The sequence below is a fragment of the Pedobacter cryotolerans genome (assembly GCF_005116475.1).
GTDB lineage: Bacteria > Bacteroidota > Bacteroidia > Sphingobacteriales > Sphingobacteriaceae > Pedobacter > Pedobacter cryotolerans.
This window is the reverse complement of record NZ_SWBO01000002.1, coordinates 245,874-267,201: the sequence shown is the minus strand read 5'-3', so window position 1 is coordinate 267,201 and position 21,328 is coordinate 245,874. Positions and strand designations below refer to the sequence as shown.

Sequence of the window (21,328 nt, the reverse complement as noted above, 5' to 3'; positions counted from 1 at the left end):
TTACTTAAGGTTTATCAAATATGAAATATTTTTCTTTAATGTATGATATTTCAGCTTAATTTTTTTTGCATCATTCTCATAAGTTTTAATCATGTAATCTTTATTGCTCGCATCTATAATAAGTTCTTTAAAAACTACCTCTTCTGGTAGCTCTTTAATGTTTTTACGTGTGTTATTGTGCAACCAAACTGCGTTAACTTTAGGCATATTGTCAATCTTTTTATAATTGAATTTTTCATCTACCATCAAAATCTTATAGTTCAAAAACCTAATTTGACTCTCTTTCTTTACAAAATTAGTAAGTACAGTATCCTGTTTCCAATTGATAAATAATACATCTTCAACTTGCATTTTATCTAATGCAGGCTCAACAAAAAATTGAAAGTTTTTATCATCAGCTGTTAAATCGGTAACGAGTATGGCTTTATTTGATTGTACAAAAGCTACTGCATAATTTTTTCTTAAGGTAAAAAAGCTAATTTTTTGTTGTCGCATTGCGGATGTTTTTACAAATGCAGCATAAGTTTGAAAGGCTATTAATAAACAAATGGCAAAAAACAGCAGCCTTTTCTGGTAGTTTACTAAAGCGTAAATAAGAAAACCTATTGCTGAAGAAAGTAATAACAATTGCCAAGTATTTAACCAAATTGATGTGATGCCAGAAAAAGGTAAATCTGCAATAAACTTTAATCCATTATTTGTAAAACTGATGATCCATTCGAATATTGGAGCCAAAAAATAGACCTTTAGTATTAAAATACCTATCCCGAAATACATCAATATAATAAGAGGTAGTAAAATAAAGATGTTGCCTAATAGAAAATACACCGGAAACTGATGGAAGTAAAAAACACTTAATGGAAAAGTAGCCAATTGTGCCGCTAAACTTAATGCAATTGCCGACCATAATTTATCTGCCCATTTATTTTTAAAGTATAACCACTTATAAATTTTCGGCTGTAAATAAATTAATCCAAATACAGATATAAATGATAGCTGAAAGCCGACATCCCAAATGTAAAATGGATTATAAAATAATAGGATAAATGCTGTAAATGCTAATATATTGTAGTTGTTGCTGCTTCTGTTAAATGATTTTGCCAAAATAAAAATGGTTATCATTATTGCTGAGCGAAGAACAGAAGATGAAAAACCTGTAAGTAATGCGTAATACCAAATCAAAAAACAGATTACTACGAGCTTAATTACTTTTAAAAGTTTTTTTCGATCTAAAAAGGATAGCATTGCATTTAGCAGAAAGAAGATAATCCCTACATGTGCACCAGAAACTGAAAGTGCATGTATGGTGCCAGTTTTGCTATACGCATTTAAGGTTTCTTTACTTAAATCTGCTCTGTAACCTAAAACCAATGTCGATGCTACAGCAAACGCTTCATCATTTTTAATCAATTTTCTATAAATTTTTACTTGCTTTTGGCGTTGCTGAATAGCGAATTTGATGATTTTGTTTCCTTCATTTTCATTAAGTTTTACCAATTGATTTTGATTGATGAATGTTTGCTGATAAATGTTTTTAACAGCTAGCCATGCTTTAAAATCAAATTCACCATCATTATATGCAGGCTCTACAGGTTGATATTTACCTGTAATTATTAATTCATCCCCGTAATTTAATTCAATTGGCTTAATGCTATCTACTTTTAGTGCAATTAGTAATTTACCTGAAAGTTGTTTTTCGTCTTTTTTATTAAAGCCATGCGTAACGATAACTTCAAATCTTAAAATTTTATTTTTTAGTTGTGGCTCATCATTAATCCAAACTTTTAAATAATCGTAATTGCTACTAGCAAAATAGTTGCTACGATAAGTTTGATGATGCAAAAGAGTTAGCAATCCGCCAAATGCGAAACAGAACAAATAAAAGATTGTAGTTATTAATTTTTTAAAGTGATAAGCCTTAATACTTTTGTAAAAAACATTTATAATAATTAAAAAAGTAAGCAGTAATATACTTACCGTTAGCAGATCATTAATTAAGTTTTGATCAGCAAATAGATAAAAAATAACAATACCAGCTAAAAATGGAGCTAAAACTCTTACAAATATAATCTCTGATTTAAATGTCATATTGTTAAAACTGATATCTGATTTGGAGTTTTACATCAGTTTTTTTGTTGCCAGCAATCTCATCTAAGCCTGAACCTACGGTTTCAACATCTTTATATAAAAACAAGGCATATCTTGCCCATACATCTAACTTTTTAAGAAGTTTGTATTTAAGATTAGCATACGTTCTAATACCATTTCCGTTGTACATGGCAAAAGCAAAATTGTACAGTACGTCATCTTCGTAAGCATATATTCTGCTGTTAAATGATGGTGTATTAAAATAGGCAATTCGTATGTTTCCACTTAATTTTGAAAGGCTAGGTACATAACTTGCATCTTGATAAATCATATATCCGAATTCTGCATTGTCAACACCTTTTTTAAATTGTGAAACTTCAACTCTGTTTTGAAATCTGATTGTTTTACTCAATCGCCAGCTTACATCAGCTCTATATGATTCTCTTTTTACATTATCTAAAAAATTAATTGGAACATCCAAATCAGTGTTTTGTTGTTTTAGCTCACTTTTATATCTTACAAAAGCTTTAAATGTTTTTGTAGGTGTGTAAGTAAGCTGACTTAAAATTTCATATCCGTCAGATGGGGCATCAATTCTAAATTTTAACCATGGAAATTTAAAATAATCGGCATAAAATGATAAATTCCATGCTTTTGTAGGATTAATGTTTAATCCTATATATAATCCTTTTTCGTTAAAAGCTTCACTAGCTTCTGCAGTTGCTTGATTAAAAAAGTTATGGTAATTGGATTGATAATTTCTGTGTAAAACAGCAGCCGATACTTTTGATGACAAACTGATTAATGCGCCATTCAAATAAGCTAAACCACTGGTTAAACTTTTTGCAGCTTCGCCAAAAAAGTAAATATTTTTGTAAGTGTAGTTATAGTTTAAACCAATATTTGTTAAGCTCTTGCCAACAAAATTGTTTCGTCTATAAAGCTGGTCGCCAGTAATAAATGCATTACTATATTTAGAGTGATAGCCAATTGCGCCAATACTTAAATTGTCTTTTTGATATTGTATAACACCTCCGTATACTTGCTGGCCGACACTGTTTTTATTCTTGATTTCTGTTTGTGTTCTATGTAAACCAGTTTCATTGATGTTTTCTAAAACTTCATTTCCATTCTCGTCTAAACTCAAACTACCATCTAAATTTCTAAATGAAACAAAAGGTGTAAACTCGATATTTTTACTAAGCTGAACAGTTGTTGCAAAACCTCTTAAAAATGAATATTCATTAGCCGATGTGTAAGCTCTTAAGCCCACATCTCTTTTTGCAATAGTTGCCACATCGGGCGCTTTACCAAAAGAAAAACCAGTCCACAAAGTTAAACCTTGCCCAAATTGCAAGGAGTAATCTCCTAAAATAATCTTTTTGAACTTGCCAGTATTGTAAATGCCAATATGAAATGATTGATAATCAAAAAGCACTTGTTTTTCGCCTTTAATAAAAGTTTCACCAGCATCTTTTTCTGCAATAAAAGATGCAGAAATTCGATTTGAATAATCATAACGATATCTCAACAAAAATCTTTCTTGTGTGCCTAAATATCTGCTTCCAGGTAAATCTGTAAAACCTTTTGGTTTTTCTAAAACGCTACCAATTCTCAGAACCAAGTCATTATCTGCCAAAACTCGGATGTTCCTGAGTGTAATTTTATCTACTAAATCTTGTTGATTTAAGGTTACAAATGGTAATAATCTATTGACGGTTTCTATGTCAAATTCTGGAACACTTTGCAGTTCTAAAACATCAATAAACTTTCCATTGGTTTTAATATGGGTGAAAATATTGCTAATTTGAATAGGAGAGAGGAAAAATAATGTCTTTAATTCTTCGGGATTAGTATTGTTTAAATTAATTGGTCTCTTTCTGTAATAAGTAAGCCTGTCTTGCAGTTCAGATAAATCGAAATCATCAGCTAAATTTTCTGCAATACTTTCAATCAAATCCTTAATTAATATATCTTCTTGAGTTTGTGCCTTTGCACAAATACCCCATACAATTAGTAAGGTTAGGATACTAAAACGCATAAGCCAAAGCAATTTGAGGATTGTAATTTAAATTTGGATCGTTTTCTACAGCAAAATCAACCATTAATTTGCGGTAGTTAATACCAAAGCCAGCATAATGTTTAAAGGGTTTTACACTTAAACCAGCTCTTAGGCTTATTAAATCGATAATTTTATAATCAATACCCAAGCTAAAATCTATACCAGCATGTAAATCTTTGCTTAAAGTTGATGCTAACAATAATTTATCAGTTGCATAATAAGCACTGCCCAGATGAAAAACTGTAGGTATTATTTTTTGAACCTGATTTGAACCATATTTTTGAACAGCTGGATTATTGATGTAAAAACCAAATGTTAATTGCTCATTTAATTTGTACATAGCGCCAACATCAACAGATAAAGCTGTTGTGGCGCCATAATTTGCAATACTGATTTGATGGTAATTTCCTTTTAGCGATAGAGATAAATTATCGCCAAATTTTTTCGCAATAGCTAAACCACCCTTAATCTCGTTGTATTGGGTAATGCCATATCGTTGAAAACTTACTCCTAAAAAATTATTTTTTAAAGGTAGAACAAATGAAATTGCTTGTTTGCTTAACTCGTTATCTAATAAGTATTTAGTGTAGTTTAAAGCAATAGTTGGTAAATTAATTCCAGTAATTCCGGCTGCATTAGCTTCAGTACTCCAAATATCTTTAACGGCGGCTCCGTTATTACCCATGGCAGTTAGGCGTGGTCCAAAATTAGTTTGTGCTACAGCGTAATAGCTACAGTTAAATAACAGTAAAATAGAGAGTTTAATAAAGGTTTTCATAAGTTTAGGTAAAACCAATTTACTTAAACTCAAAAACAATTTCAAATAAAAACAAAATTTAATTTTATTTTTAACTATTAATAAAGAATTTAATTTTATAGTAAAATATTTTTCTTAATACTATCAACTAAGGTTATGAAGTGATGTGAAAAATGAAATCTAAATACACTTTAGGTTGTTTAATATTTTGATTATGAGTAAATTTGAATTTTATTATTACTTAACACATTAGAATAAACACCCTATGAAAACTTTTATTAACAAAAAGCGAGCATTTGTACTTATTGCCTTAAGTGCTTTTGCCGTGTTATTATCTTCTTGTAAAAAAGATGTAGAACAGGAAATCGAACCAATTGAATATGGTAATGCAAAAATGAGCGTAACAAATACGGTTTCAGGTTCAAATGCGCAAGATTTTTATCAAAACGACACAAAATTAACTACTGCAGCTGTCGCTTATGCACAAACAAGTCCTTATTTAACTTTAAAAGCGGGTAATTCAGTTATATCTTTCAGGAACGCTGGTTCTACTGCGGTTTCTGTAGCACTCCAGGCAATTTTAAATACAGATTTATCATATACAGTATTTTATTATGTTGATCAGTCTGGAACAGCAAGAATGAATGGTTTTTCGGATGATCAAACGGCTCCTGCTGCTGGTAAAATAAAGGTTAGGTTCGTTAATTTGGCACCTGCATTAAACAACACTTTAAATGTGTCATTAGCAGATAATACGGCTTTAGTAAATGGTTTGAGTTTTGGGAATGCAAATACAAATGGCTATTTAGTTTTAGATGCTACTGCTGCATTACAGGTTAGTGTGGTTAATTCAGGAATATCAGTTCCAATACCAGCAACAAATTTTACTTCAGGTAAAATTTATACCATTTGGTTTGATGCAGCAACAACTACCACAGCTAAATTTCATGTAATACAACAAAACTAAATTGCAAAAAAAATACTTTAAAGCATTCCAAACTGTTGGGATGCTTTTTTTATATCATAACAATTTTATTTTTCTACATTTGATTAGCTCATGGATAATCTACAGCCTTTAAATTTAAGAACGGTAAATGTAACCCGATACGTAACACCATTGCGTGAAGGTGGCTCTATGCCTGCCATTGCAGAGGCAGATGATGATTTTTTATATGTATTAAAATTTAGAGGAGCAGGACAAGGGCATAAGGCTTTAATTTCTGAAATTATTGGTGCTGAAATTGCCCGTAAATTAGGTTTAAAAGTGCCTGAAGTTGTTTTTGCTAATTTAGATGAAGCATTTGGAAGAACCGAGCCTGATGAAGAAATACAAGACTTACTAAAAGCTAGCGTGGGTTTAAACTTGGCTTTGCATTATTTAACTGGTGCAATAACTTTTGACGCCACAGTTACTAAGATAGACCCACTATTAGCAGCTCAAATTGTTTGGTTAGATTGCTTACTGACCAACATGGATCGTACAGCAAGAAATACCAATATGCTTATTTGGCACAAAGAACTATGGTTAATAGATCATGGTGCATCATTATATTTTCACCACTCATGGCAAAATTGGGAAGAGCAAGCTAAACGCCCATTTGTTTTAGTAAAAGATCATGTTTTATTAGCACAAGCTGATGACTTAGAGAAAGTTGATCAACAATTCAAATCTATTTTAACTCCAGCATTTATTAATGAGGTTTTAAATTTAATACCTGATGAATGGTTAAATGAAGATATTTTTAGCAGCAGCGAAGCCCAAAGACAGGCCTACGCTCTATTTTTAAACACAAGAATTAGCCATTCGGAGGTTTTTGTTAAAGAAGCACAAAATGCAAAACAGGCACTTATTTGAGTACGCAATCATTCGCGTTGTGCCTAGGGTAGAGCGTGAAGAATTTATAAATGTTGGTGTAATTCTATTTTGCGCAAAGCAAAAATTTTTAAAATGTATTTTCGAAGTGAACCTAACTCGCTTAGCCGCTTTTGCATGCGAAGTTGAAGCAGAAGTAATACAATCAAATTTAAGTTCCATAGAAAAAATTTGTTGTGGAGGGAAAGAAGCAGGAGCAATTGGTCAGTTAGATTTAGCTTCTCGTTTTAGGTGGTTAACGGCTACCAGAAGTACAGTTGTGCAGGCCTCAAAAGTACATCCGGGTTTTTGTAGCAATGCTGATGAAACTTTGAACGAATTATTTAATAAAATGGTTTTGTAAAATGTTATGATGCTATCTTCAAAAAACAGGCAGCTTATCTATTACTCCGTTGCATTTGCGGTATTGTTTGGCTTGTTAAAATGGATAGAATACCAGTTTTTAGTTGCAAACTATTCTTTCGAAATTTACGCAAGCGCTACTGCTTTATTATTTACAAGTCTTGGAATTTGGATTGCCCTTAAACTAACCAAGCCAAAAACCACCACAATTATCTTAGAAAAAAATAAATTTTTGAGTAATTCTAACAATTTTAAACCTAATGAAAAGCTCATCTTACAATTGGGTTTAAGTAAAAGAGAATTAGAAGTTTTACAATTAATGGCTCAAGGTTTAAGTAATCAAGAAATTTCAGAAAACCTATTTGTTTCACTAAATACGGTAAAAACTCATATCAGTAGATTGTTTTCAAAATTAAATGTAAAACGAAGAACGCAGGCAATTGAAATGGCTAAAAAGTCGGCCATCATACTTTAGTTTTAAAATCTATAATTTTTAAAAATCATCCTAAAGTATGAATGAGATTATTGAAATGATGAGTTACTTAGCACCATAATTTTTTTATTATGAAAAGGAATATTTTAATTTTTGGCCTATTGGCCGGTTTAATTGTAAGTACGTTTATGGCGGTTAGCATGATCAAATGTTACCAATCAAAAGATTTTGAGGGTAACATGGTTCTTGGTTTTTCTTCCATGATTATTGCCTTTTCAACTATATTTATCGCTATTAAAAACTACCGTGATCATTACAACAATGGTTTAATTTCATTTAAAACAGCATTTAACATCGGGATATTAATTACATTAATTGCATCTACATTATACGTTGTAACCTGGTTGGTAGTTTATTATAATTTTCTCCCAAATTTTATGGAGTTAATGACTGCAGATTCAATTGCAAAAATTGAAGCGAACAAAGAATTGTCAGTTATTGAAATAAATGAGCAAATTGCCAGTTTAAAGCAAATGAACAAGTTATATGAAAATCCTGCCATTGTGGTAGCATTTACTTATATAGAAATTTTTCCAGTCGGATTAATTATTACTTTGTTTAGCGCATTGATTTTGAAAAGAAAAGACAATCAACTTAAAGCGGGGTAAATAATAAAAAATAAAAGGCGTTACATGCGTTTTGTAGAAATGATGTAAATTGCGCTAAAATTAAAAAGATGAGTGAAGTTAACGTAATTCCAGAATTTAAAGATTTTAAAACCTTTTATAAAAAAGCTGTAGAACCATTATTAAAAGCAAATTTAGGTATTGTTAGGTTAGATGGTAAACTAAAAGGAGATACCAAAAAAACTTTCGCTTATTTTTGGTACATGGATAAAAAATGGCGTGTAAAAGCTGATACTTTTATCGACCGTTTAAATATCGCATTTGCCGAGTCTCAAAAATCTGATGAACCTTTTGTCATCAAACCACTAAGAGATAATAAAGGAGAGATACTAACGATAAAAGGTCAGCCTGTTAGAGACGCAAAATTTTATGTTTATTTAGTGTTATAATTCTATTGTTTCGCCTTTAATTGGTTTAACAACGTGGTAACCTTCTTCTGTTAATGATTGAGCTAAAGCATCCATGCTTTTAGTTTCGCCATGAACTAAAAATACATTTTTTAGTTTTTGCAAGTCTTGTTGTTTCACGGTATCTACTAAATCTTGATGATCTCCGTGTCCACTTAATAGGTCAGTTTTTTTAATGGTAGCATATACCATCAAATCTCTATTACGCAATCTAATAATTGGATCGCCTCTTAAAAGTCGATCTCCTAAAGTTCCTTTAGCGCAATAACCTATAAATAAAATTGTGCAATAGTAATTTTGTATGTTGTGGTAAAGATGATCCTGAATTCTTCCTCCTTCTAGCATTCCTGCCGATGAAATAATAATACAAGGTTCTAAGTAATTCATTACCGATTCACTTTCTTTTCTATCCTGAACATATACTAAATTTTCGAAATCAAATTCATCACCTTTGGTTTGGTAAAAAGTTTTTGCCTCTTCATTAACCAGTTGATGGTGTTTTCTATAGATATCTGTAGCGAAATTTGCCAACGGACTATCTACAAATATTTGAACTGGTGGCAATAAACCCTTACTAAAAATTTGATTTAAGGTAAACACCAGCGATTGTGTTCTTCCAATACTAAAAGCAGGGATAATTAACCTGCCTGGACTTTTAATACAGGTTTCTTTAATTGTTTCAATTAAGGTATCTTCAAGTGTTTTGTCCTTACTGTGAAACCTGCCGCCGTAGGTAGATTCGCTAACCAAATAATCTAAAGGTGGCAATGGTTCAGGGTCAACCAAAACAGGGTAATTCTTCCTGCCAACATCGCCTGTAAAACCTATTTTTTTAGTAATTCCGTTTTCATTAATGCTAATTACAGCCGCTGCAGCACCTAATAAATGTCCTGCCGGGATAAATGTTAGTTCGATACTGCCATTGATTTTAAAGGGCTTATTAAATCCGATAGTTACAAAGCGATCTACAGTTTCCATAACATCTCTTTGTAAATACAACGGCTTAGGACCGTAATTACCTCTGCCTCTTTTTGGTTTTTTCTTTTGCTTACTTAAAAAGATATTTACTGAATCAAATAACAATATTTCTGTTAAATCTGCTGTAGGAGGGGTACAGAGAATTTGTCCGGCAAAACCTAACCTTACCAAAGTGGGTAAATTTCCAGAATGATCGATGTGTGCATGTGTTAAAATTACCACATCAATTGTACTCGGATCAAACGGAAAAAATTCATTTTCTTCCTGGTAAGTTCCTTTTTCGTAATCTAAACCACAGTCTATTAAAATGTTATAATTTTCAGTTTGTAACAAATGCATACTGCCTGTTACTTGCTGTGCAGCACCCCAAATGGTTAATTTCATGTATATTTTGTCGAAATACTTTTAAGGCAAGTTATCATTTTTTAAGAGCGAAATCATTTACAAAATGTAATATTTAAGATTCGTCTGTAAACTAAAACTCCCGCGATAAGGGCGGGAGTGAGGTTTTTATTTTTTTTCTGGTGGTGTAGAAACAATCTCACCGAATTCATTTACGTATGCCATCATGCTTTCCAAGTCTCCTCCAGTAGAGTTTTGCTGACGTTCTTGTTTACGTTCTAATTTTTCTTCTTTTTTCTTTTGTCTATTTTTTTCCAACTGCTTTTTCATGAAGGTAGCCTGCGACTTTGCCATATATTACTATTTTAATGATAAAAAGACCGTTCTCTGTTAACCCTTGGCTGATCTTTTAACCTGATTGTTAAAATGATTTGATCTAAACTTGATGTCAATCTGCATGTTAACGGTTGCATGCTAAAGATTAATGTGCTGAAATGTTTCAGTAGGTATTTGTAGAGAAAAGTATATTGATATTCCGTTGCTGCAAATATAAGCAAAATAAGCGAAAAACTAAATTCAATTATTATTGTTATGTAAAATGTAATTGAAAAAATGCTAGTCAATAAAAAAAAATATTAACAACATTAAATCTTGGCATCATTTTTACAAGATAGATTATAGTATAAATTAATTTAATTAACAGACATGAAAAAGATATTCGCAATAGTTGCATTAGCTACAGTTTTAGCATCATGCAGCAACAGTGCTAAAGAACAAGAATTAGCAAAACAACAAGCAGTAACTGCTGTTAAAGATAGTTTAAAATTAGACAGCTTTAAAAGAGCCGAAGTTGCAAAACAGCAAGCTGAAGTTGAAGCAAGACACCAAGCTGAACTAGCTGCTGCTAGAAGAAGCGCTACTACCACTAGGTATTCATCAAGCGGTGGTACTACAACATCATCGGCAGGTACAACAACTGCAGCTAAGAAAAAAGGTTGGAGTGATGCTGCTAAAGGTACTGCAATTGGTGCTGGTGTAGGTGCTTTAGGTGGTATTTTAATTGATAAAAAAGATGGTAGAGGTGCTGTAATTGGTGGCTTAGCTGGTGCTGGTGCTGGTTATGCAATTGGTAGAGCAGAAGATAGAAAAAGTGGTAGAGTACAACCTAAAAACTAAAAAGCATTCATAAATATATTTCAACCTTCAATCTGGTAACAGATTGAAGGTTTTTTTGTGCACTTTGTTTACTAAATGGTAATATTGCACTTATAATTTTTATAGATGATCTATTTTTTTGTTACGCTCGTTCTCACTCTTTTAATAGTTTTTAATTTACCTGTTTTTGGTAAACATCCTAGCGGGAAAACATTAAGGAACATAAAATTATTAAATAATTATACCAATGGTGAGTTCAAAAACCAATCGCATACGCCAACAAAACCCGATGACGTTACCTATTGGATGATGATTAAAACTATGCTAAAAGGAAACAAAAACGGGTCTCCTCAACATATAATTCCTCATCAAAAACCAGATTTATCTCGATCTAACGATTTTAAGTTAACCTGGTTTGGTCATTCTTCTTATTTAATTCAGGTAGATCAAATCAATATTTTAGTTGATCCAGTTTTTAACGAAAGACCATCGCCTTTTCAATTTATTGGCACTAAACAGTTTTCAGGAACTAATTTTATTACTGTTAATGATTTGCCAGAATTAGATATTGTGCTAATTTCTCACGACCATTACGACCATCTTGAATATGATACGATTTTAAAACTGAAGGATAAAACCAAATTTTTTATCACCTCAGTAGGTGTAGGAGCACATTTAGTACATTGGGGAATTGATGAACAAAAAATTACCGAACTTAATTGGAGCGAACAAGCATCGCCCATGGCAAATATTAAATTTACAGCAGCACCAGCCAGACATTTTTCTGGTAGGTTATTTAAAAGAAACCAAACCTTATGGTCGTCTTTTGTGCTGCAAACCTCAAAAAATAAAATTTATTTAGGTGCTGATTCTGGATATGATACGCATTTTAAAACTACAGGTAAAGAACATGGTCCGTTTGATTTGGCAATTTTAGAATGTGGCCAATATAATACCATGTGGCCATTTATACACATGCTACCAGAGCAAGTTGTACAAGCTAGTTTAGATTTAAATGCAAAATACTTATTACCTGTGCATTGGGGTAAATACAAGTTAGCCTTGCATGATTGGGATGAACCTATAAAAATATTGGTAGCAAAAGCAGAAGATTTAAAAGTTGATATTTTAACACCACAATTAGGTCAAACATTTTCATTAAGTAATGATTTACCAAAAACAAAATGGTGGTTAAATTTATAATTTGTTAAAACGAACAATTGATAATATTTTAGTGTTTACCTTTAGCAAACTAATGCTAAACTTATGAAAACAGATCTTATAGAAATTTTCCAAACAATTAGAGCAAATTTACAACCTTATACAGCTAATGGCTTTACCGCTAGGGTAAATAGCGAAACTGTGTACGAATTGTGGAGCGAGAAACTTTTTGATACTGAAGGTGAAAAAATTGATTCTCTACCTTTCGCTAGTGTAAAAATTGAAGAGGATTATGTTCACTTTTGTTTATTATCAACACAAAGTGAAGTAGAATTAAGTAAAATTATTCATCCCGATTTGATGGAACTTTCGGTGAATGACACTTCATGTTTTAATATTGTTAATCTTGATGATAAATTACTTGATCAGATAACTAGTACGCTTGGAGCCAATTTTACGGATTTTAAACAAAACGGGTGGGTATAATTGATTTGTGGCAGGATGAAGTTTTTAGTGCAGTAAATAGCTTAGTTAAAAATGCTAAATTATCATTTGTATCCAATAATTGCATAATTGACGCACAAAATGGAATTCTTGTACACTTAATTCCATTAATCAATAAATTTAATCCAGAAGACTTAATCGCACTTCAAAATAAATATCAAAACGAAAACAAACAAATAATTCATCTTTGGGAAGACATTTGGTTAAATAAGAAAAATCAAGTTTTAATTAGATTTAAATCTCTTTTTTCGCAAAATATTGGTTTTCATGCACGCAAAACGAAAATTGTAGATTTAACTATTAATGATTCCAAGGTTTTTTTAGAATCTAATCATTTACAAGGTTATGTTAAAGCTAAATATGCTTTTGGTTTAGCAGACAAAAGTGAAATTATTGCTGTTGCAACCTTTAGTGATGCAAGACCGATGAAATTAAAAGGAAATGACTATTTATCAGCGGAGCTAGTTCGTTTTGCTTCCAAAGATGGTGTAACAGTTGTTGGCGGATTGAGCAAGCTAATTAAGCATTTTTCTAAGCAAATTCAAGTAAATGATATCATGAGTTATGCTGATAAAGATTGGTCGCTGGGTAAAGGATATGAAAAATTGAATTTTCTACAAACTGCAGAAACCGAGCCCCTATACTTTTATGTTAATGCAGAAAACCTGCATAGATACACTCCTCATCGATTGCCAAAAGATATTCTTCTATCCTTTAAAGCGCAAAATAACTTAAATTTGGATGAATATTTAAAAGAATTGAACTACATCAAGGTTTTTAACACTGGAAACTTAAAGTACCATCTATATCTTTAAAATGCCATCAGAAAATTTACTTATTATTCTTGGTGCTACTGCTTCAGGCAAAACAAAACTTGCAGTAAGCATAGCTGATGAATTAAACGCTGAAATTATTAGCGCTGATAGCAGGCAGATTTTTAAAGGAATGGATATTGGGACAGGGAAAGATTTAGCTGAGTATAAAATTGGTGAAAGCCAAATTCCTTACCATTTAATAGATATTGTTAATGCTGGAGAAAAATATAACGTAAATGTTTTTAAAGAAGATTTCTATCAGGCATTAACCACAATTACACAAAAAAATAAATTGCCTGTACTTTGTGGCGGTACTGGAATGTATATTCATGCCTTGCTACAAAATCATGAATTAACTGCAATACCAAAAAACGAAGAGTTAAGAGAAAAATATAGAGAACTTGATCAAATACAACTTCAAAATATTTTAAAACAATACCCAAAAGAACATACCGCTCACGTAGATCTTTCATCTGTTAAAAGACTGACTAGAGCAATTGAAATAGCCGCATATTTGAAAGATCATAAACTTAAGCCGGTTGTTAGACCAACATTAAATCCATTAGTTATTGGATTGCAAAGCGATGTAGAAATTAGAAGAGATAGAATTATAAAAAGGTTAAATTATCGTTTAGACAATGGATTAATTGAAGAGGTTGAAACATTAATCTCAAACGGTGTTGATCCAGCTGTGCTAACATTTTACGGACTTGAATATAAATTTATGGTATCTTATTTACAAAATGAATTTGATTTGGCTTTTTTAAGAGAAAAACTAAGTATTGCAATTTGTCAATTTGCAAAACGACAGATGACTTTTTTTAGAAAAATGGAAAAAGACGGTGTTAAAATAAATTGGCTAAATACCGATCAAGATTTTGAGTTACTAAAAAGCACTTCTATTCGGCTCATTGATGCTAATTTTAAAAAGTAATTATTGCATATTTGAAATTAATTAATCAATATAATTAGCGCACAAATCAATAAAATGGATAAAAAACTAAGGCCAATCATCAAATGGACAGGAGGGAAGTATGATGAATTTGCTTTGTTTGCCGACCAAATTCCTGAATTTGAAAGATACATTGAACCATTTTTTGGGGGTGGTGGAGTTTTTTTCGCTTTGCAACCAAAAGAAGAAACTTTTATTAACGATAAAAGCACAGGTCTAATCAATTTTTACAGACAGATTGGTAGCAAAGATTTCAAATTAGAATTGCTTAAATACGCTGGTGCTTGGGATGAGTTGGGTAATATTAGTCGTAAACTTTGGCTTAATTTTGCTGGATTTTATGAAAATTATGTTGATGGTAAATTTGATCAAGCCGAATTTATTTCATTAATCCAAAATTTGATAGCTCCTAGTTTTGCTCAATCCACCACTTTTAATGATCATAAATTTATAGTTGATGACATTCTTTTTAACAAGATGTTATTGGCAAGTGTTGCAGATAAGGCGAGGAGAATTAAAAGAATTTGCCAAAAGGAAAATAGAATTTTTTCTTCGGCAGAATTGTATGATCATTTTGAAACAGGCATAAAAAGTGGCTTTTATCTTTTTACTAGAACACTCTTAAACATGGAGTACAATCAGGTATTGAAATTAAGCGCTACCAAAGCAGCTGCAAACTGGTATTTTGTGCGTGAGTTTTGTTATGGCTCAATGTTTAGGTTTAATGCCAAAGGCGAATTTAATATCCCGTATGGAGGTATTGCTTACAATAAAAAAAACTTTAGATTAAAAGTTGAAAATATATTTAAAGAAAGCATAACCGAGTTGTTTAAACAGTCAAAAATATTTAATTTAGATTTTGAGCAGTTTCTAAATCAGATTAAAATTCGAGCATCAGATTTTATTTTTTTAGATCCGCCTTATGATAGCGAGTTTTCTGAATATGATCAAAGTGCATTTACCCAAAAAGATCAGAAAAGATTAGCAGATTTTTTAATCCAAACCACTGCAAAATGGATGGTTGTGATTAAAGAAACTGCATTTATACGACAAATATATACTCATCCCTTAGTACATATTAAAACATTCGATAAAAATTATACCTATAATGTTAGAGGTAGAAATAATAGAGGTGTTACGCATTTAATTATTACTAATTATTAAACAGGGTGGAAGGCTACCAACTCATAAGTCCTTTTGTATATAACTGTAAAACTTGCCCAACACCTTGCGATGGTGTGAGTAAGATGAACTATGCTTTTGAAATTGATGCCACTTTTTCTGAGGCATACGAGCAAAAGCTAATCACTCACATTAATACGGCAACTAATTTTAACGCAAGAAAAACAGTTGAAAAGGGTTATCCAGATATAGAGGTAAGTACAGTAGATGGTTTTAAATTCTATATCGAACTAAAAGTGCAGCAAAGAACTTTTATGCGGGTAGAAAATATCATCCCGCAAAGTGGATTAAAACCTTCGGAAACGGTTGCTTTAAATTTAAGCGATTTAGTGCGTTATTTCGAACAAGAAGAGAAAGATAAATTGCAAATATTTATATTTTGGGTAGTGCTAAATAGGCCCTGTATCATTCCATTAAATCAGGAGCAATATTATTATAGACTTGTAAGCGAATTAAAACCAATTTATTTAAAAGAAAAAGATAATAGAAGGTTTAGAAGAAAAAGCGGTGAAGGCGATATTGTAAATGGGGAGCATAAAGGTGTAACCGTAAATTATCACTTTAGCTTAAAAGAACTTAAAATTTGGCAAAATAGGTTATAAAAAAACCCGATAACTTGATCGGGTTTTTATTGTTATTAAGCTTCAGGAGCAAGATATTGAGCATAACAATAGCCTTCTTCGCCATCATTAGTTCTCACTAACCACCATTGCTCATTACTTCTGTTAACCAAGGTAATTACTTCATCATGTGCAGCTTTGCCTACAATTGGTTGGTCAGTTCCTGGTCCTTTTCTAATGTTTAAATTGCTGCTTTGGGTTATCACTTTAACTTTAGTAACAGCTGCATCAATAGAAACGTTAACATTTAAAACTAAATCTCCCGAAACAAAGTTCGGATCTATTGTATTGTAAACATCCCATAATTGATCTTTTACTGCTCCATTAGCTGCAGTCCCGTCAACATAAAGTACGCCATCTTGCTCTCTAACTTGTAAATCTGTAATGCCACCGTTAATTGCGGCATCAGTTAGTTGTTTATATTTATCTTGTAAAGCCATTTTTTGTTATTTAACAGTTAATTTGTTCTCAATTTTTTTAGGTTTTAATGAACTTAAAGCCATCATTAACTTAGGTAAAGCATCTTTCTTTATTTCTCCAGTTAATAATACCACACCATCATTTATGGCTGCAACAACTGTTGGATAATCTTTAACCGCATCTTTTACAGATTTTGTTAAAACCTCATCAACTGCAATGGTAATTGGAGCGGCTATACTTAAGTTATTTACTACAGATTTTACTCCTTTAACTGCTTTTGCTGTTGTTTCAGCTAATGATTTGGCAGTTTCATCTGGTAATTGTCCTGAAAGTGAAACAACACCTTCTTTAACCTCTACAGTTGTACCAGCTAAACTTGGCACAGCTGAAATACTTTTTTCTACTGCTGTTTTAATATCGGCATCTTTTGGTTTACAACCAGTAAATAATACCGAAAAAATTAAGGCCATAAAAGCCATTGATTTCATGATTTTCATTTGATATTGATTTTTAAATTTTAATGAATTTATAAACTTTAGCGGTAGTTTTTGTTAAACAAGAATGATTATTTATCAACATAATACACTAATTTACAATTAGTTATATAATTTAACTAACAAGTAAATTTTGTTAACTATTTTGAATTAATTTTTAGTAATTAGAAATATACACTTGATTAGAAATAAGCTCAATTGATTTGACAGTTGTAGAAATACCACTCAATAAGCCTTAAATGGTAATAAATTGATCTATTTAATTAAGGCTTATGGCACACAATTTGTTTAGTGGCACGTATAAGCATGAATTTGTGCTTATTATTAACAAATAACTTAACCAAAGTATTTTTAAAATGAAAAAATCTACAAAAATCATAGCTTCTGCAGTAGCTGCAGTGGCTTTATTCTTCTCAGTAAACGCAAACGCACAATCTCCTAAATTTGGTATTGGCTTAAATGTCGGTGTACCTACTAGTGATGCCTATGGTCTGGCTATTGGTGGTGATTTACGTTATCAATTTGATATCGATAAGCAACTTTCAGTACCTCTTACTGCTGGTTATACTAGATTAGTTGGTAAAGAAATTGGCAACACAGGTATTGATGTTCCTTCTTATGGATATATTCCTGTTAAAGCTGGTTTAAAATACTTTTTTGATACAACTGGTTCTGGTTTGTATGGTTTAGCTGAGGCTGGTGCAGGCTTTGCTGTTGGAAATTATAGTGGTACTGAATTTGTTTACTCTCCAGCTTTAGGTTATTCTTGGAGCAATGGATTAGACTTAGCTGCTAAATATGAAGGTATTGGTAATACAGGTTACGCAGGTATCCGTTTAGCTTATGGCTTTAAATTATAATATTTAATAGAATTGAATTAGCCCTAACCATTTTTGGTTGGGGCTTTTTTTTTGCTTTTTAAATTATTAAATAATTTTTCTGAAAAATATTCATTAAAAGAAAACTGTAATAGCTTTCAGCTCGTATGTAGCAATATTAAACTCAAAAAATTAATTAATATTTAAACTTATGAAAATTACTACTAAAATTTTTACTGCTGCATTAGCCATTTCTGCTACTTTATTTTCAAGTAATGTAAATGCACAAACTACCATGTCTACACCAAGAGAAACTGGTTTTAAAATTGGTATTGGCGGTGGAGCTGGTATAGTTAGAGACAGCTCTCCATTTAGTTACGGAGTTGGTGCAGATTTACGTTTGCAACTAGATTTAGCTCCAGCTGTTGCTTTAACTGCTTCTGGCGGTTACACTCGTTTAATGGCTAGAGAAGGAAGTGTTTTTGCAGATTACGATTTTATCCCTGCAATTGGTGGTGTTAAAGTTTATCCTGTAAAAGGAATGTTTATCAACGGATTAATTGGTGCAGGTTTTGCCATCCAAGATGGTTCAAAAACATCATTTATTTTTGGTGGTGGTACAGGTTACGAATGGGATAATGGTTTAGAGTTAGGTATTCGTTATGAAGGTTATCAACAAGATGGTACTTCATCAACTTACCAACGCGTTAACGGTCAATATGCTGTACGTTTAGGTTACAATTTCAAATTGTAATTCTTGCTAAATTTTTTAAAAAAGAGGCCTCAATTTTTATTGAGGCCTTTTTTGTTGGCTAAAAACTTAATCATGTAAAATTAAGCTGTCTTATCATTTTTATTAGTTAGTGCTACTAAAAATATTCTTCAAACATCAACCAAATAATATTATTTTCATTATTAAATTAGGATATAAATTTTAAATATAACTATAATCTAATTTTATAGGATATTCCTTAAATTTTGACTGTTTTTTTTATGGTTTTAAAATTTTAAATGCTATTTTGAGCGCTAAACAAAATCATTGAAGTTTGATTAGTAATAATCATTGATTTTAACAAATATATAAGTATGAAAAAATATTTAAGTATTGGCGCATTATTATTGGTTTTAGCTTGTAACAGTAAAACTGATAAATCTGTTGATCAGCAAGATACAACAGCTCATAAAATTTCTACAACTTCCACTACAAATCTGAGTTTTGAAAGTGATTCAGTTCAAAATCTTTACAATGCTTACATTGGGCTTAAAGATGCGCTAGTTGCTACTAAGTTTGAAGATGCAAAACAGAAAGCTGCTGTGTTGGCTACTGCTCTTAAAAATCATTCAGGTTGCGAAAATACTGCATTAATAGCCAATAAAATTGAAAATTCGAATGATATAAAGAGCCAGCGCAAAGAATTTACAGCTTTAAGTACAGATGTAATTGCTCTATTTAAGCATGCCGAATTAAAATCAGGTACCATTTATGTACAGCGTTGCCCAATGGCAAATAATGGCGATGGAGGCGAATGGTTAGCTTCAGAAAAGAAAATCCAAAATCCATATTATGGAGACGAGATGATGGAATGCGGAGCAGTACTTGAAGAAATTAAAACAAAATAATTTTTTTAGATAAAATTAACACCAATTTAACAGTAATGTTAGGTTCAAAACCTTATTTTTAAAAACACATTAACTATTTTTGTTATTCATAAAACTATAATATATGTCAGCTATTGCAGAAATTAAGATAGACGGTAAAACTTATGAGTTTCCGGTAATCACGGGAACCGAAGGTGAGAAGGCCATCGATATTTCGAAACTAAGAGATTTAACAGGTCACATTACATTAGATTTTGGTTATAAAAATACGGGTGCCACAAAAAGTGCCATCACATTTTTAGACGGCGAACAAGGTATTTTAAAATATCGTGGTTATCCAATAGAAGAATTAGCTGAAAAAGCGTCTTTTCTAGAAGTTGCTTATTTATTAATATATGGTGTACTTCCTTCAAAACAAGAAATAGAGAAGTTTCAAAGTGATATCAGCATGCATACTTTGATACATGAAGATATGAAGAAATTTTTTGATGGCTATCCGTCAAAATCTCATCCAATGGCTCAATTATCTTCTTTAGTTTGTTCACTTTCAACATTTTACCCAGAAAGTTTAGAAGCTAATCAATCTGAAGAGCAGAAGAACGATACAATTATCAAAATGTTAGCTAAAATGACAACCATTGTAGCTTTCATCTATAAAAAATCTTTGGGGCATCCACTTATTTACCCTAAAAATAAATACGATTACATTACCAACTACGTTTGGATGACTTTTGGTCAACGTACCGAAGATTTTGAGCCAAATCCGAAAGTTGTTAGTGCAATGAACAAATTATTAATTCTACATGCAGATCACGAGCAAAACTGCTCAACTTCTACCGTTAGAATTGTAGGCTCATCAGACTGTAATCTTTACGCTTCTATTTCAGCAGGTATTTCGGCATTATGGGGCCCGCTACACGGTGGTGCTAACCAAGCAGTAATCGAAATGTTAGAGAAAATTAAAGAAGACGGTGGCGATACCGATAAATGGATAGCGAAAGCAAAAGATAAAAATGATCCTTTTAGAATGATGGGTTTTGGTCACCGAGTTTATAAAAACTTCGATCCAAGAGCAAAAATCATTAAAAAAGCTTGCGATGATATTTTAGAAAGCTTAGGTATCAATGATCCAGTTTTAGAAATAGCTAAAAAATTAGAGCAGGCAGCTTTAACAGATCAATATTTTATCGATCGTAAACTGTATCCAAACGTAGATTTCTATTCGGGTATTATTTACAGAGCTTTAGGTTTCCCTTCCGAAATGTTTACCGTTCTTTTTGCACTAGGCAGATTACCAGGATGGATTGCACAATGGAAAGAAATGAGAGAAAATAAGGAACCTATCGGCAGACCACGCCAAATTTACGTAGGTGATGTAGATAAACACTTGTAAAAGCTAGTAACTTATCAAATTCTAAAAGCCAATGCATCAGTATTGGCTTTTTTTTATGTGTTTTTTTTGAAAAAGAATGTGATGAGCTTTTGGCAAAACTAGCCCTACTGTCCACTTTACTCACCCGATGAAGAATCGGGATCGTGCTCGTTCCCATTAGGTTTATATTACAACGTTAGCAGTGCTTGGCAAATTGCAACCGCTCATTTAGCAAAAACTTTACTTAAACGGGATTGAAGCGAAAATC

At 31.8% G+C, this 21,328-nt stretch carries 24 protein-coding genes; 17 read left to right on the top strand and 7 right to left on the bottom strand.

All coding sequences use genetic code 11. The annotated features are described in order from the left end of the window. The 3 genes from FA045_RS04230 to FA045_RS04220 are packed head-to-tail and all read right to left on the bottom strand — an operon-like array spanning position 1 to position 4,928. Positions 1-2,088, bottom strand: coding sequence for a ComEC/Rec2 family competence protein (locus FA045_RS04230; RefSeq protein WP_136874802.1), 2,088 nt, complete (start codon positions 2,086-2,088; stop codon positions 1-3). Positions 2,089-2,092: 4 nt separating this feature from the next. Beyond that, the gene (locus FA045_RS04225; RefSeq protein ID WP_136874800.1) at positions 2,093-4,129 is read right to left on the bottom strand and encodes a ComEA family DNA-binding protein; all 2,037 of its coding nucleotides are present in this window, start codon (positions 4,127-4,129) and stop codon (positions 2,093-2,095) included. Beyond that, complete coding sequence (locus FA045_RS04220) at positions 4,119-4,928, bottom strand: hypothetical protein (protein ID WP_136874797.1); 810 nt, start codon at positions 4,926-4,928, stop codon at positions 4,119-4,121. The genes FA045_RS04225 and FA045_RS04220 overlap by 11 nt, the downstream gene beginning before the upstream one ends. A gap of 244 nt (positions 4,929-5,172) precedes the next feature. Between FA045_RS04220 and FA045_RS04215 the strand changes: the two genes are divergently transcribed. The 6 genes from FA045_RS04215 (at position 5,173) to FA045_RS04190 (ending at position 8,630) form a co-directional block, all read left to right on the top strand. Then, a complete protein-coding gene (locus FA045_RS04215) occupies positions 5,173-5,874 on the top strand; it encodes a DUF4397 domain-containing protein (protein WP_136874795.1) in 702 nt (233 codons plus the stop codon). A gap of 90 nt (positions 5,875-5,964) precedes the next feature. Then, the gene (locus tag FA045_RS04210) at positions 5,965-6,762 is read left to right on the top strand and encodes a HipA family kinase (RefSeq protein ID WP_136874793.1); all 798 of its coding nucleotides are present in this window, start codon (positions 5,965-5,967) and stop codon (positions 6,760-6,762) included. Further along, positions 6,740-7,123 (top strand): DUF3037 domain-containing protein, encoded by a 384-nt coding sequence (locus tag FA045_RS04205; protein WP_136874791.1) that lies wholly within the window; start codon positions 6,740-6,742, stop codon positions 7,121-7,123. The genes FA045_RS04210 and FA045_RS04205 overlap by 23 nt, the downstream gene beginning before the upstream one ends. A 6-nt stretch (positions 7,124-7,129) precedes the next feature. Continuing rightward, positions 7,130-7,597 (top strand): response regulator transcription factor, encoded by a 468-nt coding sequence (locus FA045_RS04200; protein ID WP_136874789.1) that lies wholly within the window; start codon positions 7,130-7,132, stop codon positions 7,595-7,597. 89 nt (positions 7,598-7,686) lie between these two features. Next, positions 7,687-8,223, top strand: a complete 537-nt coding sequence (locus FA045_RS04195; RefSeq protein ID WP_136874787.1) for a DUF4199 domain-containing protein — start codon at positions 7,687-7,689, stop codon at positions 8,221-8,223. 68 nt (positions 8,224-8,291) lie between these two features. Next, positions 8,292-8,630, top strand: a complete 339-nt coding sequence (locus FA045_RS04190; protein ID WP_136874785.1) for a hypothetical protein — start codon at positions 8,292-8,294, stop codon at positions 8,628-8,630. Here FA045_RS04190 and FA045_RS04185 read toward each other — a convergent pair. Together FA045_RS04185 and FA045_RS04180 are read right to left on the bottom strand one after the other, a co-directional pair. After that, a complete protein-coding gene (locus FA045_RS04185) occupies positions 8,625-10,010 on the bottom strand; it encodes an MBL fold metallo-hydrolase (protein ID WP_136874783.1) in 1,386 nt (461 codons plus the stop codon). The genes FA045_RS04190 and FA045_RS04185 overlap by 6 nt on opposite strands. A 126-nt stretch (positions 10,011-10,136) precedes the next feature. Next, positions 10,137-10,322, bottom strand: a complete 186-nt coding sequence (locus FA045_RS04180; protein ID WP_055133765.1) for a hypothetical protein — start codon at positions 10,320-10,322, stop codon at positions 10,137-10,139. Positions 10,323-10,673: 351 nt separating this feature from the next. On the opposite strand from FA045_RS04180, the gene FA045_RS04175 reads away from it, so the two are divergent. The 7 genes from FA045_RS04175 to FA045_RS04145 all read left to right on the top strand — a co-directional run bounded on the left by FA045_RS04175 (position 10,674) and on the right by FA045_RS04145 (position 16,339). After that, entirely contained in the window at positions 10,674-11,144 is a 471-nt protein-coding gene (locus tag FA045_RS04175; RefSeq protein ID WP_136874781.1) for a YMGG-like glycine zipper-containing protein, read from the top strand. A gap of 105 nt (positions 11,145-11,249) precedes the next feature. After that, complete coding sequence (locus FA045_RS04170; RefSeq protein ID WP_136874779.1) at positions 11,250-12,326, top strand: MBL fold metallo-hydrolase; 1,077 nt, start codon at positions 11,250-11,252, stop codon at positions 12,324-12,326. A 63-nt stretch (positions 12,327-12,389) separates the two neighbouring features. Then, positions 12,390-12,770, top strand: coding sequence for a hypothetical protein (locus tag FA045_RS04165; RefSeq protein WP_136874777.1), 381 nt, complete (start codon positions 12,390-12,392; stop codon positions 12,768-12,770). Beyond that, positions 12,761-13,603: a hypothetical protein gene (locus FA045_RS04160; RefSeq protein ID WP_136874775.1), complete on the top strand. Its 843-nt coding sequence runs from the start codon at positions 12,761-12,763 to the stop codon at positions 13,601-13,603. Before FA045_RS04165 ends, FA045_RS04160 begins: the two co-directional genes overlap by 10 nt. Position 13,604: 1 nt before the next feature. Beyond that, entirely contained in the window at positions 13,605-14,537 is a 933-nt protein-coding gene (gene miaA / locus FA045_RS04155) for a tRNA (adenosine(37)-N6)-dimethylallyltransferase MiaA (RefSeq protein ID WP_136874773.1), read from the top strand. Positions 14,538-14,591: 54 nt separating this feature from the next. Then, positions 14,592-15,719: a DNA adenine methylase gene (locus tag FA045_RS04150; protein WP_136874771.1), complete on the top strand. Its 1,128-nt coding sequence runs from the start codon at positions 14,592-14,594 to the stop codon at positions 15,717-15,719. A gap of 5 nt (positions 15,720-15,724) precedes the next feature. Next, positions 15,725-16,339: a hypothetical protein gene (locus FA045_RS04145; protein ID WP_205943094.1), complete on the top strand. Its 615-nt coding sequence runs from the start codon at positions 15,725-15,727 to the stop codon at positions 16,337-16,339. A gap of 35 nt (positions 16,340-16,374) precedes the next feature. On the opposite strand, the gene FA045_RS04140 is transcribed toward FA045_RS04145, so the two are convergent. Further along, positions 16,375-16,797: an SH3 domain-containing protein gene (locus tag FA045_RS04140; RefSeq protein ID WP_136874769.1), complete on the bottom strand. Its 423-nt coding sequence runs from the start codon at positions 16,795-16,797 to the stop codon at positions 16,375-16,377. A gap of 6 nt (positions 16,798-16,803) precedes the next feature. Next, positions 16,804-17,274, bottom strand: coding sequence for a BON domain-containing protein (locus FA045_RS04135; protein ID WP_205943093.1), 471 nt, complete (start codon positions 17,272-17,274; stop codon positions 16,804-16,806). A 353-nt stretch (positions 17,275-17,627) separates the two neighbouring features. Between FA045_RS04135 and FA045_RS04130 the strand changes: the two genes are divergently transcribed. The 4 genes from FA045_RS04130 (at position 17,628) to FA045_RS04115 (ending at position 21,081) form a co-directional block, all read left to right on the top strand. After that, positions 17,628-18,131 (top strand): hypothetical protein, encoded by a 504-nt coding sequence (locus tag FA045_RS04130; RefSeq protein ID WP_136874767.1) that lies wholly within the window; start codon positions 17,628-17,630, stop codon positions 18,129-18,131. A gap of 169 nt (positions 18,132-18,300) precedes the next feature. Then, a complete protein-coding gene (locus FA045_RS04125; protein WP_136874765.1) occupies positions 18,301-18,843 on the top strand; it encodes a hypothetical protein in 543 nt (180 codons plus the stop codon). A gap of 332 nt (positions 18,844-19,175) precedes the next feature. Next, a complete protein-coding gene (locus FA045_RS04120; protein WP_136874763.1) occupies positions 19,176-19,709 on the top strand; it encodes a DUF3347 domain-containing protein in 534 nt (177 codons plus the stop codon). A 103-nt stretch (positions 19,710-19,812) separates the two neighbouring features. Further along, complete coding sequence (locus FA045_RS04115) at positions 19,813-21,081, top strand: citrate synthase (RefSeq protein ID WP_136874761.1); 1,269 nt, start codon at positions 19,813-19,815, stop codon at positions 21,079-21,081. Positions 21,082-21,328 lie beyond the last annotated feature (247 nt).

Coding starts and splice junctions, on each gene's coding strand:
- FA045_RS04140 (WP_136874769.1), bottom strand. CDS start 16,797: ATGGCTTTACAAGATAAATATAAACAACTAACTGATGCCGCAATTAAC.
- FA045_RS04200 (WP_136874789.1), top strand. CDS start 7,130: ATGATGCTATCTTCAAAAAACAGGCAGCTTATCTATTACTCCGTTGCA.
- FA045_RS04175 (WP_136874781.1), top strand. CDS start 10,674: ATGAAAAAGATATTCGCAATAGTTGCATTAGCTACAGTTTTAGCATCA.
- FA045_RS04170 (WP_136874779.1), top strand. CDS start 11,250: ATGATCTATTTTTTTGTTACGCTCGTTCTCACTCTTTTAATAGTTTTT.
- FA045_RS04220 (WP_136874797.1), bottom strand. CDS start 4,928: ATGAAAACCTTTATTAAACTCTCTATTTTACTGTTATTTAACTGTAGC.
- FA045_RS04205 (WP_136874791.1), top strand. CDS start 6,740: ATGCAAAACAGGCACTTATTTGAGTACGCAATCATTCGCGTTGTGCCT.
- FA045_RS04230 (WP_136874802.1), bottom strand. CDS start 2,088: ATGACATTTAAATCAGAGATTATATTTGTAAGAGTTTTAGCTCCATTT.
- FA045_RS04185 (WP_136874783.1), bottom strand. CDS start 10,010: ATGAAATTAACCATTTGGGGTGCTGCACAGCAAGTAACAGGCAGTATG.
- FA045_RS04215 (WP_136874795.1), top strand. CDS start 5,173: ATGAAAACTTTTATTAACAAAAAGCGAGCATTTGTACTTATTGCCTTA.
- FA045_RS04195 (WP_136874787.1), top strand. CDS start 7,687: ATGAAAAGGAATATTTTAATTTTTGGCCTATTGGCCGGTTTAATTGTA.
- FA045_RS04115 (WP_136874761.1), top strand. CDS start 19,813: ATGTCAGCTATTGCAGAAATTAAGATAGACGGTAAAACTTATGAGTTT.
- miaA (WP_136874773.1), top strand. CDS start 13,605: ATGCCATCAGAAAATTTACTTATTATTCTTGGTGCTACTGCTTCAGGC.
- FA045_RS04130 (WP_136874767.1), top strand. CDS start 17,628: ATGAAAAAATCTACAAAAATCATAGCTTCTGCAGTAGCTGCAGTGGCT.
- FA045_RS04120 (WP_136874763.1), top strand. CDS start 19,176: ATGAAAAAATATTTAAGTATTGGCGCATTATTATTGGTTTTAGCTTGT.
- FA045_RS04165 (WP_136874777.1), top strand. CDS start 12,390: ATGAAAACAGATCTTATAGAAATTTTCCAAACAATTAGAGCAAATTTA.
- FA045_RS04210 (WP_136874793.1), top strand. CDS start 5,965: ATGGATAATCTACAGCCTTTAAATTTAAGAACGGTAAATGTAACCCGA.
- FA045_RS04150 (WP_136874771.1), top strand. CDS start 14,592: ATGGATAAAAAACTAAGGCCAATCATCAAATGGACAGGAGGGAAGTAT.
- FA045_RS04190 (WP_136874785.1), top strand. CDS start 8,292: ATGAGTGAAGTTAACGTAATTCCAGAATTTAAAGATTTTAAAACCTTT.
- FA045_RS04225 (WP_136874800.1), bottom strand. CDS start 4,129: ATGCGTTTTAGTATCCTAACCTTACTAATTGTATGGGGTATTTGTGCA.
- FA045_RS04180 (WP_055133765.1), bottom strand. CDS start 10,322: ATGGCAAAGTCGCAGGCTACCTTCATGAAAAAGCAGTTGGAAAAAAAT.
- FA045_RS04135 (WP_205943093.1), bottom strand. CDS start 17,274: ATGAAAATCATGAAATCAATGGCTTTTATGGCCTTAATTTTTTCGGTA.
- FA045_RS04125 (WP_136874765.1), top strand. CDS start 18,301: ATGAAAATTACTACTAAAATTTTTACTGCTGCATTAGCCATTTCTGCT.